This is a genomic window from Aggregatibacter sp. oral taxon 458 str. W10330 (genome assembly GCF_000466335.1).
Classification (GTDB): Bacteria; Pseudomonadota; Gammaproteobacteria; order Enterobacterales; family Pasteurellaceae; genus Aggregatibacter.
This window is the reverse complement of sequence record NZ_KE952617.1, coordinates 24002-38200: the sequence shown is the minus strand read 5'-3', so window position 1 is coordinate 38200 and position 14199 is coordinate 24002. Positions and strand designations below refer to the sequence as shown.

12 protein-coding genes and 1 tRNA gene are annotated in these 14199 nt (G+C 43.7%); 7 read left to right on the top strand and 6 right to left on the bottom strand.

The window, feature by feature from the left end:
* The 6 genes from HMPREF9065_RS10480 to HMPREF9065_RS02265 form a co-directional block, all read right to left on the bottom strand.
* Positions 1-124: IS3 family transposase (locus HMPREF9065_RS10480; RefSeq protein ID WP_021616658.1), on the bottom strand; the 124-nt coding region annotated here is incomplete at its 3' end.
* A 104-nt stretch (positions 125-228) separates the two neighbouring features.
* Positions 229-582, bottom strand: coding sequence for a helix-turn-helix domain-containing protein (locus tag HMPREF9065_RS02245; protein ID WP_021616657.1), 354 nt, complete (start codon positions 580-582; stop codon positions 229-231).
* Positions 583-800: 218 nt separating this feature from the next.
* Entirely contained in the window at positions 801-1553 is a 753-nt protein-coding gene (locus HMPREF9065_RS02250) for a DUF4336 domain-containing protein (protein ID WP_021616656.1), read from the bottom strand.
* A gap of 435 nt (positions 1554-1988) precedes the next feature.
* The gene (locus tag HMPREF9065_RS02255) at positions 1989-3359 is read right to left on the bottom strand and encodes a toxin/drug exporter TdeA (protein ID WP_021616654.1); all 1371 of its coding nucleotides are present in this window, start codon (positions 3357-3359) and stop codon (positions 1989-1991) included.
* A gap of 87 nt (positions 3360-3446) precedes the next feature.
* Positions 3447-5378, bottom strand: a complete 1932-nt coding sequence (locus HMPREF9065_RS02260) for a MacB family efflux pump subunit (protein ID WP_021616653.1) — start codon at positions 5376-5378, stop codon at positions 3447-3449.
* A gap of 19 nt (positions 5379-5397) precedes the next feature.
* Positions 5398-6573 (bottom strand): efflux RND transporter periplasmic adaptor subunit, encoded by a 1176-nt coding sequence (locus HMPREF9065_RS02265; protein WP_021616652.1) that lies wholly within the window; start codon positions 6571-6573, stop codon positions 5398-5400.
* Positions 6574-6779: 206 nt separating this feature from the next.
* On the opposite strand from HMPREF9065_RS02265, the gene HMPREF9065_RS02270 reads away from it, so the two are divergent.
* The 7 genes from HMPREF9065_RS02270 (at position 6780) to infB (ending at position 13945) form a co-directional block, all read left to right on the top strand.
* Positions 6780-7049, top strand: a complete 270-nt coding sequence (locus HMPREF9065_RS02270; protein WP_021616651.1) for a type II toxin-antitoxin system RelB/DinJ family antitoxin — start codon at positions 6780-6782, stop codon at positions 7047-7049.
* Entirely contained in the window at positions 7039-7308 is a 270-nt protein-coding gene (locus HMPREF9065_RS02275; protein WP_021616650.1) for a type II toxin-antitoxin system RelE/ParE family toxin, read from the top strand. Before HMPREF9065_RS02270 ends, HMPREF9065_RS02275 begins: the two co-directional genes overlap by 11 nt.
* A gap of 93 nt (positions 7309-7401) precedes the next feature.
* On the top strand, positions 7402-9072 hold the full coding sequence (gene glnS / locus HMPREF9065_RS02280) for a glutamine--tRNA ligase (RefSeq protein ID WP_021616649.1): 1671 nt from the start codon (positions 7402-7404) through the stop codon (positions 9070-9072).
* 119 nt (positions 9073-9191) lie between these two features.
* Positions 9192-9268: transfer RNA gene (locus HMPREF9065_RS02285), tRNA-Met, on the top strand.
* Between the two features lie 155 nt (positions 9269-9423).
* Positions 9424-9879: a ribosome maturation factor RimP gene (rimP, locus tag HMPREF9065_RS02290; protein ID WP_021616648.1), complete on the top strand. Its 456-nt coding sequence runs from the start codon at positions 9424-9426 to the stop codon at positions 9877-9879.
* 22 nt (positions 9880-9901) lie between these two features.
* Positions 9902-11398 (top strand): transcription termination factor NusA, encoded by a 1497-nt coding sequence (gene nusA / locus HMPREF9065_RS02295; RefSeq protein WP_021616647.1) that lies wholly within the window; start codon positions 9902-9904, stop codon positions 11396-11398.
* Between the two features lie 15 nt (positions 11399-11413).
* Complete coding sequence (gene infB / locus HMPREF9065_RS02300) at positions 11414-13945, top strand: translation initiation factor IF-2 (RefSeq protein ID WP_021616646.1); 2532 nt, start codon at positions 11414-11416, stop codon at positions 13943-13945.
* Positions 13946-14199: the final 254 nt, after the last annotated feature.

Genomic DNA, 14199 nt, shown 5'->3' with positions numbered 1-14199 from the left:
GCACTTGAAGTCCAAGCTCCCGCATTAAACGTTGAATTTTTTTATGATTTACACCCGGTAAACAGGCATGAACACGTCGGTAGCCATAATCAGGATACCGGGCTTTGATGCGTTTAATCGCCACTTTAAGCCTCTTATTCTTATCCGGTTTTAACTGCAGTCGGGAGAAAAAGGTACTGCGCGCCAATCGTGCAAAGTCTAAAAGCCATTTTAACGGATAGCGTGTTCTTAACCTTTGGATAATTTCCGTTGCTCGGCTTCGTCCTGAAGCCTGAGCCTTCTCAACTCCTTTAGGTAGGCTACCTCCGCTTCAAGCTGTAAAATTCTCAGGCGCAAACGGTCTTCTTCTGTTTTGGGTGGCGGTGGCATTCTGGCATATTTAGGTTTCATCGGCGGTCGTCCGGATGGTTTGCGAGGAATAAGTCCTTTTATGCCAGTTTTTTCAAACCGTTTCAACCACGTCCCAACTAAGGCGTTGGAAGGAATATTGTAAAAACGCGCGGCTTCTCTGATACTCATTTCTCTATTCAAGATAGGTCGGAGAATTTGTAATTTAAATTCTGTTGTGTAGTGTTTACCCATAAAAAATCTGCACCTCAATTGTTGGTTTGTTTAGTCCAACTTTTGGGGTGCAGATCATTTTTCGGGGCATTTTTAAAACGCCGGAAATTTTGACCACACTTTTTGTTTTATTCATCCATTTATTTTTTTGATGGCGTGCGTTTTCTAACGCGTGCTGATAATTAAATTAATCCAATAGACAGCACACGCTGGGAAGTGTGTGCTATTAGAGAGTATTCTTAATCCAACCATCTAAAAGCTCTTTGTAATTCTTCCATTGCATTGTTTTCGTAGCAGCGTCCGTGAGCCAAAATGATTTTTTCCGGTTGCCATGCCAAAATTTGTGCCAAACTTTCCCTTGCGGCAGTTTTATCTTTAAATGTAGCTCGCCAATCTGCGGGAGCTTTTCCATCCGGGGAGGAAATGCCGGTAAGTTTCATGATATTTGCCCAAAGGCAGCTGGCGAATTTGTTTGTTTCAAAGTTTTCAATGAGATCGGCAAGAATTAGGGTGCGACTGGGGCGGTGGAAGAACACAGTTTCTTGCATGACTTGACTGCCTTTGAATATTAATTGCTTAAAGTCGTGATGCCATTGCGGTGGCGCAGTGTCCTCTAACGTTGCATTAAAATCGACTTCGATATGTTGTGAGCGTGCTCTTTCCTGAACGCCGATACTTGCCCATGCAATGGCTTGTGGGTATTTCTTTTTCCAGTCTGCAATATAGGCATAATGAATTTTGTTCGGTGAAACTAAATGGCTGACTTTGCCCAACGTGTTAATTTCCCGTAATAAATCTGGTTGTGGGGCAATGGGGGAGTGACACCATAAGCTACCGTCCTGCAAACGCACGATTGTCATACGCGTGCTAAAAGGCACTTTTATGCCTAATGGAAAACTCATGTGAATAATATCGCCATCGACAATCCAAATGTCTTTAGCAAAGGGCTTTAACGTATTCAGTGGATGATACAGATAAATTTTATCGGTCATTTTTCCTCCCTAAATAATATTCTTCATGATAAGGCGCGTCTCCCGACCTGCGCTGACAGAATTGTAGCGTGCAACTTGTTGCACGAAATCATGAATGCCCGAAAGAGTTAAATAACGTTCCGTGCGTAATTTGGTCGTGCATCAAGATGCACGCTACGAACGAAATCACGAATTACACATTGAGGTTAATGTTAATTCATTTGTGCAATAAGTTGCACGCCCCGAGGGGTAAATAATCCTCTTATATGTTGAATTTTGGTTGTCAGCCTTGTTCATTATATAGCGAGGATTTTTTTTCCGTTCATTGTATAAGTTATTTGGCTCCATACGCATAGTGTATGGTTTTTATAGCCAGACTCTGGCTGGCTATAATCAAAGTGCGGTCATTTTTCAGGATGGTTTAAAACATCGGAAATCATGACCGCACTTTTTTGTTTAACGAGCGTAGTAACCTGCCATGGAGCTGTAAACGGCATTTTCTGCCTGAATCACGTTGAATTTGGCTTGCAAAATGGAAAGCTGGGAGGCTTTTTCTGTATTGGCCGCCGTCAACCATTCGCGCAATTCAGACACGCCTGCGTTATAGCGGTTGCGATAATATTGCGTGATGCGTTGGTTGTAATTGTACGTTTGTTGCACGTTGCTCAAGTGGCTTTGTGCTTGAGTAAATGCGTAGTAGTTGGTATCTACGTCATTTAACGCGGTGGTGATACTTTTTTCATAGTTTAAACGGGCTGTTTCGTAATCCGCTTCAGAAATTTTCACGTTCCATTTAACCGTGTTCCAATTTAAGAACGGCAAGGTAATGCCAACGTTGCCGGCGCCAATGGAGGAGAACGTGGTCGCGCCGGTTTGATTGGTGGCATTACGGCTCAAACTTCCGCCCAAAGTGATTTCCGGGAACCAGCTTTTTTCGGTGGCTTTGGCATTTTTGAATGCGCTGCTTAAACGGGCTTGATAGCCTTTGACATCAGGACGGTTGGCAATCACGGAAACCGGTACGTTTAAATTCACGCCCACAGTTTTTACGCTCAAAATATGCGGGAAGTTGATGTTTAATGCGTCATCCGGTTTTAAGTTCAGCAAATTACGTAAGGTTTTTTCTGCGTTTTTACGGTTGGTTTGCAAGGTGATCAAATTATTACGCGCCGTTAATACCGCTTGTTGAGCCTGATCTACGCTGGCACTGTCTGCGACACCTTGTGCCAAGCGATTTTTCATGATGTTGCTGATGTCGGTGTAATACTTAATGCTTTCTTGAGTGGTGCTAATGGCATCGTTTAAATAGGCAATTTGATAGTAGGTTGTCACCACCGAGTTGATTAAAGAAAGACGGGTAGATTCCATGTCTTCAATGGTGGCTTTATGTGACCATTCCGCCGCATCGGCAGTGTCTGCTAAACGACGCCATAAATCCAACGTATAAGACACATTTAATGCGCCGGTGTGTGTGATCGCGGAATTGCCGCCACGATTAATGTCTTTTTGAGCAGAGGATTTCGCTGCACCGCTAAAGGCCGGAATGAGGTTTGCTCCGGCAAGGTTAGCACTATACAACGCACGGTTGACGGAAACTGCTGCCTTGGCTAAGTCTTTGTTATTTGCAAGGGCTTGTTCGACCACACGGTTGAGTTGTGCATCGTTATAAAGCGCCCACCAGTTGTCTTTAATGTTGTATTGCTTGGTAATATCTTCATATTGTTTGTAATTATCGAGGCTGGCTTGATAAGAATCGCCAATATTGGCACAGCCTGCAAGGGTTGTTGCCATCAACACTGCAAGGGCTAATTTTTTCATTTTTAACATTTTTTATCCTTCTTTAAGGTTCAAGGGGGCTATTTTATGCCTCAAAAGTGCGGTCGATTTTAACCGCATTTTTAGGTTTTACAAAATCTATTCATGGGCTAATGCCGTAATCGGATCTAACTGTGCAGCACGTTTTGCCGGCGTGTAGCCGAACACTACACCGATTAAGCTGGAAAAGGCGACGGCGGCAATAATCGAACCGCCGGAAAATGCCATGGTGAAATCGGTCATAAAGGTGTTAAACAGCACTCCAATCGCGCCGGAAAGCAAAATACCGGTGACGCCGCCGATAAGACAAATCAACACGGCTTCAATTAAAAATTGTTGCAGGATGTTGGATTGTCTTGCGCCGATTGCCATGCGCACGCCGATTTCTTTGGTGCGTTCGGTCACTGACACCAACATAATATTCATCACACCAATCCCGCCGACGATCAAGGAAATAAAGGCAATCGAGGAGATAAGTAATTTCATCGTGCCGGTGGTACTTTCGATAGTTTGTTTAATGGTGTCGCTGTTCATGATGAAAAAGTCTTTTTTGCCGTGGCGTAGCGTCAGCAATTCCGTAATGCCTTTTTCTGCTGCCGTTGTGTTCACATCTTCTGCGACTTTCACCGTAATCGAGCCGATTTTTTTACTGCCTGAAATACGGTTCATGACGGTGGTGTAGGGCGCGTAAAGATTCAAGGAACTGCTGGCGCCGCCCATTTGACGGTCGGACACAACACCAATAATACGCAACGGACGTTTGTTAAATATCACCACTTTGCCAAGGGGATTTTCATTGGGGAAAATGGCTTTTTTGGCACTTTCATCAATTAACGCCACTTGTGCGTTTTCTGCGACATCTTGCGCGGAGAGTAGGCGACCTTGTTTTAATTTTAAACCTTCCACATCAAAAGATTCTTCGCTCACGCCTTTTAAGGACGTCGTCGAAAACGCTTTATTCGCATAAATCAAGGTACCGCTTGACGCACTATTCGGCGTAACGCTTTGCACATAGGTTTGTTGGCGTAATGTGTTGGCATCGCTAACGGTAAGATTTTGCATTTGTTCCGCACGGCGATCGCCAAAGCCGGTGCCGTTAAAAATGGTGATGGTGTTTGTGCCGATGCCGCGAATATTTTCCAGAATTTTTTGTTGTGATCCATTGCCCAACGCCACCACAGACACCACGGAGGTGATCCCAATAATAATGCCAAGCATGGTGAGCAAAGAGCGCATTTTATGTGCCACAATAGCGCTAACAGACATGCGAAAGGCTTCCATCAGCTGATCTTTGCTGAAGCCAAAACGTCCTTTAAAAACACCTGAATTTTTGACCGCACTTTTCACCGGCTGGGCTTGCGTGTCACTGATAATTTCGCCGTCTTTGATTTCAATCATCCGATTGGCGCTGGCAGCGATATGCTTGTCGTGGGTGACCATAATAATGGTATAGCCTTCTTGGTGCAGTTGGCGCAAAATTTCCAACACGTTTTCACCGCTTTGCGAATCTAAAGCACCGGTGGGTTCATCGGCTAAAATGATTTCACCGCCGTTCATTAGGGCGCGCGCGATACTCACCCGTTGTTGTTGCCCGCCGGAGAGTTGATTAGGCTTATTCTGCCATTTGTCGCTTAATCCCAGTTTTTTCAATAATTGTTTGGCGCGTTCCAAACGTTGGTTGTGCGGCATGCCCGCATAAATTGCCGGTAATGCCACGTTTTCTGCTGCAGTAAGGCTACTCAATAAATTGTAACGTTGGAAAATAAAACCGAATTTTTGACTGCGTAAATCGGAGAGCTGATCGGCGGTTAATTCGATGGTTTCTTTCTCATCGATTTTGTACGAACCGCTGGTTGCTGTATCCAAACAACCAATAATGTTCATCAACGTGGATTTGCCCGAACCCGATTGCCCGATAATGGCAACGAAATCGCCTTTTTCTATATTTAATGAAATGTCTTTCAGAATATGAACGCGATTTTCGCCGGCACCAAAGTAGCGGTTGATGTTTTTCATTTCAATAATATTCATTGGAAATTTCCACCGCACTTTAGAAGATTCGTGGTCCGCGCATATTGCCGACAGCTTCGCCGGCAGCCACTTGTGACACAATGACTTTTTCGCCTTCAGCAACGCCGGATTTAATTTCTGTTTGGTAATCGTTTTGTACACCGATTTCTACTTCACGTTGTTCCGGTTGGTTGTTGCTGTTTAATACCTTCACAAAGGTTTTACCGTTTTGCGTTTGAATTGCCATAGTCGGCACGGAAAGCACGTTTTGCACGTTGGCAATTTTGATGTTGTTTTCTGTGGTCATGCCGATGCGCAAAATCTGGTTGGGATTGTCCACGATAATGTTGGCGTAGTAATAAACTGCACTGTTACTGGTACTTGACGTTGAACTTGTGGTGCTGGACGTAGAGCTATTGCTAATCGTCGTTGTCGCCGGATCAACGGATTCAATTTTGGCGTGATAAAGGGTTTTGCTGTCGGACAAAATACTAAAGGTTACATCTTGTCCGGCTTTCACTTTCGTAATATCGCCTTCGGAAATTTCCGGTTTAATGCGCATTTTGCTTAAATCCGCCACTTTGACGATGGTCGGCGTGGTTTGATTGGAGTTTACCGTTTGGCCTTCAGAAACCGGCGTAGCAATCACTGTGCCGTCAATCGGTGAGGTGATTTTGGTGTAGCTCACATTGGTTTCCGCAGTATTCACTTCAATTTCTGCTTGTTTGATGTTTTCCTGCACTACATTCATTTCTGCTTCGGCGTTATCTAAGGTCGCTTTTGCGCTGTTTAAACTGTCCAAGGACGTACCTTTTTGTGCATACAATTTGGTTAAACGATTGTAATTAGAAAGCGCCACATCATAGGCGGTTTTACGCGCGACAAACTGGGCTTGGTAGCTTGCAAGCGCCGCTTTTCGAGTGTTTAGCGTGTTGATTTGCGTGGTGGAATCAATTTCCGCAATCAAATCGCCTTTTTTCACTTGCTGACCTAAAGCCACATAGAGTTTGGTAACTTTACCGGAAACCTGCGCGCCCACATCAACGGTGTTGACACTTTCAATTGAGCCGGTCGCCACCACATTTTTTTCAATGTCGCCACGTTGCACGGTTTCCGTTAAATAAGTGGTTTTAGGCGTGGAATCGCCCATAAAAAAATAACCGCCGGTGATCACCGCGGCAGCCAGTGCGGCCATTATCCAATGTTTTTTTGTCATATTTTCTCAAGGGTTAAGGAAACAGTGAAAATAGAATACAGGAGAAAGATTAAGGAAATCTTAATTATTAATGAATGAACGTTCATTTAGTGACGCATTTTAGTGATTCTTCTCCGGATATTCAAGTGAGAATCAAAAACGGAACTTGAATATTTATGTATTGTCATTAAAATGTAAGACAATTGTATTACATTAAGGAGACTAAAATGACTTCATATACTTTTCGATTAGATCCTGAATTAAAAGAGCAGGCCTTTTCCGTTTTCAGAAGCTACGGATTAAACCCGGCTCAGGCACTGAAAATGATTTTACAACAAGTGGTTTCGACAAAATCTATTCCGGTTCAGTTAGATTATCAACCGAATGAGGAGACGATGCGTTCTATTCGTGATTTACGTAATGGTGATTATGAAACTGTTAATTCTATAGATGAATTAGTTGCGCAAATTAAAGCGGAGCAGGGTCGTGGCGGTTAAATATTCTAAAACGTTTAAACGTGATTTAGCTAAGTGGCTAGAAGTGACGATTACGCCTGAATTTAACGAGGTCATGTATTTATTACAACATAATCAATCATTACCTGAAAAATACAGGGATCATCCGCTCAAAGGTGAGTGGAGTGGTTATCGTGATTGCCACATTGCTAATGATTTGGTGCTGATTTATCAGTATCAGAACGAAGAACAAGATTTATATTTAGCCAGACTCAACACCCATTCCGAAGTTTTTCGCTAATCGATTTCAATAACAAACCGCCTTCTTCGCTTTTTATGTCATAGCGTGTAGAATAGTGCGGTTATTTTTTTATGCGTTTTAATTGAGAAAATTATGAGTACAGAAACTATCTTAGAGACGACGGAAAATGCCCGTCCGCACAATTTTATTACCCAAATTATTGATGAAGATTTAGCGTCCGGTAAACACCAGCGCGTTCACACCCGTTTTCCGCCAGAGCCGAACGGCTATTTGCACATCGGTCATGCCAAATCTATCTGTTTAAACTTCGGTTTAGCAAAAGAATATAACGGTTTATGTAACCTCCGTTTTGACGACACCAATCCAGTGAAAGAAGATGTGGAATATGTGGATTCCATCAAAGCCGATGTGGAATGGTTAGGTTTCAAATGGGAAGGTGAGCCACATTATGCTTCCGATTATTTTGATGCGCTTTATGGTTATGCCATTGAATTGATCAAAAAAGGATTGGCGTATGTGGACGAACTTTCACCGGAAGAAATGCGCGAATATCGTGGCACGTTAACCGAGCCGGGGAAAAACAGCCCGTATCGTGATCGTAGCGTAGAAGAAAACCTCGCATTATTCGAGCGAATGAAAAACGGCGAATTTGCAGAAGGCACGCTGAGTTTGCGTGCGAAAATCGACATGGCATCGCCGTTTATGGTGATGCGCGACCCGGTGATTTACCGCATTAAATTTGCGAGTCATCACCAAACCGGTGATAAATGGTGCATTTACCCAATGTACGATTTCACTCACTGTATCTCTGATGCGATTGAGCGTATTACTCACTCATTATGTACATTAGAATTCCAAGACAACCGTCGTTTATATGACTGGGTGTTAGACAATATCAGTATTGAGCGTCCATTACCGCATCAGTACGAATTCTCACGTTTAAATTTAGAAGGTACTTTAACTTCTAAACGTAAATTATTGAAATTAGTAAACGACGGCATTGTGGATGGTTGGAACGATCCGCGTATGCCAACCATTTCAGGTTTACGTCGCCGTGGTTATACGCCAGCATCTATTCGTGAATTCTGTCGCCGTATTGGTGTGACCAAACAAGATAACGTGGTGGAATACAGTGCATTGGAATCTTGCATTCGTGATGATTTAAACCAAAACGCGCCGCGTGCTATGGCCGTTATCGATCCTGTTCGTGTGGTGATTGAAAATTTTGAAGGCGAAGAAATGTTAACCGCGCCGAATCACCCGAACCGTCCGGAATTAGGCGAACGCCAATTGCCATTCACCAAAGAAATTTACATCGATCGTGCAGATTTCCGTGAAGAAGCCAACAAACAATATAAACGTTTAGTGTTAGGCAAAGAAGTGCGTTTGCGTAACGCTTATGTAATTAAAGCTGAACGTGTGGAAAAAGATGCTAACGGTGAAATCACCACGATTTTCTGTACCTATGATCCGGAAACCTTAGGTAAAAACCCGGCAGATGGACGCAAAGTGAAAGGCGTTATCCACTGGGTTTCCGCCACGCACAACCACCCGGCAGAATTCCGTTTATATGAACGCCTTTTCACTGTGCCAAACCCGGGCGCGGAAGAAAACATCGAAAGCGTGTTAAATCCAACGTCTTTAGTGGTGAAACACGGTGTTGTCGAACAAAGCCTTGGCAATGCGGAAGCGGAAAAAGGCTACCAATTTGAACGTGAAGGCTATTTCTGTGCCGACAGCAAAGACAGCCATCCGGAACATTTGGTGTTTAACTTAACGGTGAGTTTGAAAGAAGGTTTCTAACCTCATCATCCATTAAAAAGTGCGGTGGATTTTTTAGGTGTTTTTCCCCATAGACTTTTGTGTGAATTAAATCTTGCTATTTGGTGAGTAAGTGGCTATAATGCGCCCCATATTTCGGACGCGGGGTGGAGCAGCTTGGTAGCTCGTCGGGCTCATAACCCGAAGGTCGTTGGTTCAAATCCGGCCCCCGCAACCAATCACAAGTTCAGTAAAAAGAACCCCAATTTTGGGGTTTTTTTATACGATAAATTTGTTGTTTAACTATCAACGCATGATATGTAATTGGTTGATAATTATTGAAAAACTGGGCTGTAAGCCCTTTTTTTATGTCTGTCGTTTGAGGAGGCTGTTTTGGCAACTTTAGAACAAAAATTACAAGAATTATTACAAGGTTCGGTTGAAGATCTTGGTTGCGAGCTTTGGGGCATTGAATGTCAACGCGTCGGTCGCTATTTAACCGTGCGTTTATTTATTGATAAAGAAGGCGGCGTAACCGTAGAAGATTGTGCTGATGTCAGCCGTCAAGTGAGTGCTGTGTTAGATGTGGAAGATCCGATTGCCGATAAATATAACCTAGAAGTGTCTTCACCGGGTTTAGATCGCCCATTATTTACCTTGGCGCAATATGCCCATTATATCGGTCAGGACATTGTCGTGCATTTGCGCATTCCGGTAGCGGATCGTCGTAAATGGCAAGGTGAATTAGCAAAAATTGAAAATGACATGATTACGCTGATTGTGGATAAACAAGAGCAAGTTTTAGCGTTTGGTAACATTCAAAAAGCCAACGTTGTTGCGAAATTTTAAATTTAAAGAAGGATAAAAAAGCATGAGTAAAGAAATTTTATTAGCGGCCGAAGCGGTGTCCAATGAAAAATTATTGCCACGTGAAAAAATCTTTGAGGCCTTAGAAAGTGCGATTGCGCTTTCTACTAAGAAAAAATATGAATACGAAGTTGATGTGCGTGTTGCGATTAATCCGAAAACCGGAGAATTTGATACCTTCCGCCGTTGGGTTGTCGTGGAAAATGTGATGAACCCGACCAAGGAAATTACATTAGAAGCAGCACGTTTGGAAAATCCGGATATTCAATTAGGCGACTATGTGGAAGATCAAATTGAATCCATCGCCTTTGATCGTATTGCTATGCAAACTGCGCGTCAGGTTATTAGCACCAAAATTCGTGAAGCGGAACGCAGCAAAATTGTCGATCAATTCCGTGCAAAAGAGGGGCAAATTGTCACGGCAACAGTGAAGAAAAGTAACCGAGACAGCGTTATTTTAGATGTAAATGGTGAAGATGGTAATAAAGCCGAAGCCGTGATGTTGCGTGAAGATATGTTGCCACGTGAAAACTTCCGTCCGGGTGACCGTGTGCGTGGTGTGCTATATAAAGTGAGTCCGGAAAGCAAAGGCGCACAATTATTTGTAACACGCGCGAAGCCGGAAATGTTAGTGGAATTATTCCGTTTGGAAGTGCCTGAAATTGGCGAAGAATTAATTGAAATTAGAAGTGCCGCCCGTGATCCGGGTTCTCGTGCCAAAATTGCAGTAAAAAGCAACGACAAACGGATTGATCCGGTCGGTGCCTGTGTCGGTATGCGTGGTTCGCGCGTGCAGGCGATTACCAATGAATTAGGCGGTGAGCGTGTGGATATCGTCCTTTGGGATGACAATCCGGCACAATTTGTGATTAATGCAATGGCGCCGGCAGATGTAAGTTCTATCGTGGTTGATGAAGACAAGCACGCGATGGATATTGCAGTAGAAGATGCCAACTTGGCGCAAGCGATTGGACGTAACGGTCAAAATGTACGCTTGGCAACGCAATTAACCGGTTGGACATTAAATGTGATGACAACCGAAGAATTAAGCGAAAAACATCAGGCGGAAGATAATAAAGTCTTAAATTTATTTATTGACGCATTAGAAATTGATGAAGAATTTGCTCAATTACTCATTGATGAAGGTTTCTCAACATTGGAGGAATTGGCTTATGTACCGGTTCGTGAGTTAACGGCAATTGACGGTTTGGAAGACGAAGATTTAGTCGAAGAGTTACAAACTCGTGCGAAAAATGCGATCACCGCAAAAGCGTTGGCAGAAGAAGAAGCCTTAAAACAAGCGAAAATTGAAGATCGTTTATTAAACCTTGACGGCATGAATCGTCATATCGCATTTAAATTGGCGGAAAAACACATTACGACATTGGAAGAATTAGCCGAGCAGGGCGTTGATGATTTAACCGATATTGAAGAACTCAGTGCCGAACAAGCGGCAGATTTAATTATGGCAGCCCGAAATATTTGTTGGTTCACTGAGTAATAAGGGAGTGAAAAGATGACTGAAGAATTAAAAACGAATGCACCCAAGAAATTAAGTTTAAAGCCACGTACAAAAACCACGGTGAGCACAACCAGTGCCTCCGGTAAAAGCAAGGAAGTTCAGGTTGAAGTGCGTAAGAAACGTACGGTTCCAACCGAAGCTGCATTGAAAGCAGAAGAGGCAGCAAAATTAAAAGCACAGCAGGAAGCTGAACAAAAAGCGGCTGAACAAAAGGCGGCGGAAGAGAAAGCTGCAAAAGAGAAAGCGGCTAAAGAAAAAGCAGCGAAGGAAAAAGAAGCAGCAGAGAAAGCGAAACAAACGCAAGCGAAACAAGCACAAAGTGCGGTTAATAATCCGGTTAAATCAGCTGATCCGGAAAAAGAAAAACGTAAAGCTGAAGAAGCGGAATTACGTCGTAAAGCGGAAGAGGTTGCTCGTCAAAAAGTGGAAGAGCAAGCTCGCAAAGCGGCAGAAGAAGCAAAACGTTATGCGGAACATTCCGATGACGAATCTCACAGCCATGCGGATGATTATTCCGACTACAATTTAACATCAAGCTATGCGCTTGAGGCGGAAGATGAGGAAGAACGCCGTAACGAAAATCGTGGTCGCGGTAAAAATAAAGTTGCCAAAGCGAAAAAAGGCGGCCGTGATGATGAAAGTAATAAAAATGAGCGTGAATCTAATCGCCGCAATCAAAAAGATGCAAAAAATCTAAAAGGTGGCAAAGGTAAGCAGGCGAAGAAGGGCAGTGCCTTACAGCAAGCTTTCACGAAACCGGCTCAAGCAGTGAACCGTGATGTGGTGATTGGAGAAACGATCACTGTTGCCGAACTTGCTAACAAAATGGCAGTAAAAGCCACTGAAGTGATTAAAACCATGATGAAAATGGGGGCAATGGCAACCATTAACCAAGTGATCGACCAAGAAACCGCGCAACTTGTTGCAGAAGAAATGGGTCACAAGGTCATCGTTCGTAAAGAGAATGAATTGGAAGAAGCGGTCATGAGCGATCGTGATGTGGATGCCGAATTAGTGACTCGTGCGCCAGTGGTCACTATTATGGGACACGTTGACCACGGTAAAACATCTTTGCTTGACTATATTCGTAAAGCCAAAGTTGCTGCGGGCGAAGCTGGTGGGATTACCCAACATATCGGTGCTTATCACGTCGAAACCGATGATGGCAAAATGATTACTTTCTTAGATACACCGGGGCACGCAGCGTTTACCTCTATGCGTGCACGCGGTGCGAAAGCGACAGACATCGTGGTGCTCGTGGTTGCCGCAGATGACGGCGTGATGCCACAAACCATTGAAGCGATCCAACACGCCAAAGCGGCCGGTGTGCCGATTGTGGTTGCGGTGAACAAAATCGATAAACCGGAAGCTAATCCGGAACGTGTTGAGCAAGAGTTATTGCAATATGACGTGATTGCAGAAAAATTTGGTGGCGATGTGCAATTTGTCTATGTGTCTGCGAAAAAAGGGACCGGCGTTGATGAATTACTTGAGGCGATCTTATTGCAATCTGAAGTCCTTGAATTAACTGCCGTGAAAAATGCGATGGCGACCGGTGTGGTCATTGAGTCCTACTTAGATAAAGGTCGTGGTCCGGTAGCCACTATCTTGGTGCAATCCGGTACGCTAACCAAAGGCGACATTTTACTTTGTGGCTTTGAATACGGACGCGTACGTGCAATGCGTGATGAAAACGGCAAAGAAATTAACGAAGCCGGTCCGGCGATTCCAGTGGAAGTGCTTGGCCTTTCCGGTGTGCCTGCTGCCGGTGATGAAGCGACCGTAGTGCGTGATGAGAAAAAAGCACGCGAAGTTGCCTTATACCGTCAAGGCAAATTCCGCGAAGTAAAACTTGCTCGTCAGCAAAAAGCCAAATTGGAAAATATGTTCAGTAATATGGCAGAAGGCGATGTGGCAGAACTCAATGTCATTGTGAAAGCTGACGTACAAGGTTCTGTGGAAGCTATCGTTCAATCCTTAATGGAGCTTTCAACGGATGAAGTGAAAGTGAAAGTGGTCGGTTCCGGCGTGGGCGGTATTACTGAAACAGATGCGACTTTAGCGGCAGCGTCCAATGCGATCATTGTCGGCTTTAACGTGCGTGCAGACGGCTCAGCTCGCCGTATTATCGAAAATGAAAATATTGATTTACGTTATTATTCCATCATTTATGAATTGCTTAACGAAATCAAAGCGGCTATGAGCGGTATGCTACAACCTGAATTCAAACAAGAAATTATTGGTATGGCTGAAGTGCGTGATGTATTCCGTCATCCGAAGTTTGGTGCGATCGCCGGTTGTATGGTAACTGAAGGTATTGTGAAACGTAACAACCCAATTCGTGTCTTGCGCGATAACGTGGTGATCTTTGAAGGTGAACTAGAATCGCTTCGCCGTTTCAAAGATGACGTATCTGAAGTGCGTAATGGTATGGAATGTGGTATCGGCGTGAAGAATTACAATGACGTAAAAGTCGGCGACCAGATTGAAGTCTTCGAAGTGGTTGAGGTTAAACGCTCTATTTAATTTCCAAAAAAATGCGATCAAATGTGATCGCATTTTTTTTAGAAAAACGATTTAATTTATTCCAATTATTCGTGCAACAAGTTGCACGCTACGGAGACTATCAAAATACGCCTTAAAGCCACCGCAGTTGTAGCGTGCATCTTGATGCACGAAATCCGTATTGTTTTTTAAATCCGATGACGATCAAAATAGATCTTAAAGTTACCGCACTTTTTAAATGAATGACGAGATTAAGTGCGTCTATTCGTGCAACA

What these genes read in the sequence shown, in the direction of transcription:
- HMPREF9065_RS02245 (WP_021616657.1), bottom strand. Translation starts at nt 582, where the DNA reads ATGGGTAAACACTACACAACAGAATTTAAATTACAAATTCTCCGACCT.
- glnS (WP_021616649.1), top strand. Translation starts at nt 7,402, where the DNA reads ATGAGTACAGAAACTATCTTAGAGACGACGGAAAATGCCCGTCCGCAC.
- HMPREF9065_RS02255 (WP_021616654.1), bottom strand. Translation starts at nt 3,359, where the DNA reads ATGTTAAAAATGAAAAAATTAGCCCTTGCAGTGTTGATGGCAACAACC.
- infB (WP_021616646.1), top strand. Translation starts at nt 11,414, where the DNA reads ATGACTGAAGAATTAAAAACGAATGCACCCAAGAAATTAAGTTTAAAG.
- HMPREF9065_RS02270 (WP_021616651.1), top strand. Translation starts at nt 6,780, where the DNA reads ATGACTTCATATACTTTTCGATTAGATCCTGAATTAAAAGAGCAGGCC.
- HMPREF9065_RS02265 (WP_021616652.1), bottom strand. Translation starts at nt 6,573, where the DNA reads ATGACAAAAAAACATTGGATAATGGCCGCACTGGCTGCCGCGGTGATC.
- nusA (WP_021616647.1), top strand. Translation starts at nt 9,902, where the DNA reads ATGAGTAAAGAAATTTTATTAGCGGCCGAAGCGGTGTCCAATGAAAAA.
- HMPREF9065_RS02250 (WP_021616656.1), bottom strand. Translation starts at nt 1,553, where the DNA reads ATGACCGATAAAATTTATCTGTATCATCCACTGAATACGTTAAAGCCC.
- HMPREF9065_RS02260 (WP_021616653.1), bottom strand. Translation starts at nt 5,378, where the DNA reads ATGAATATTATTGAAATGAAAAACATCAACCGCTACTTTGGTGCCGGC.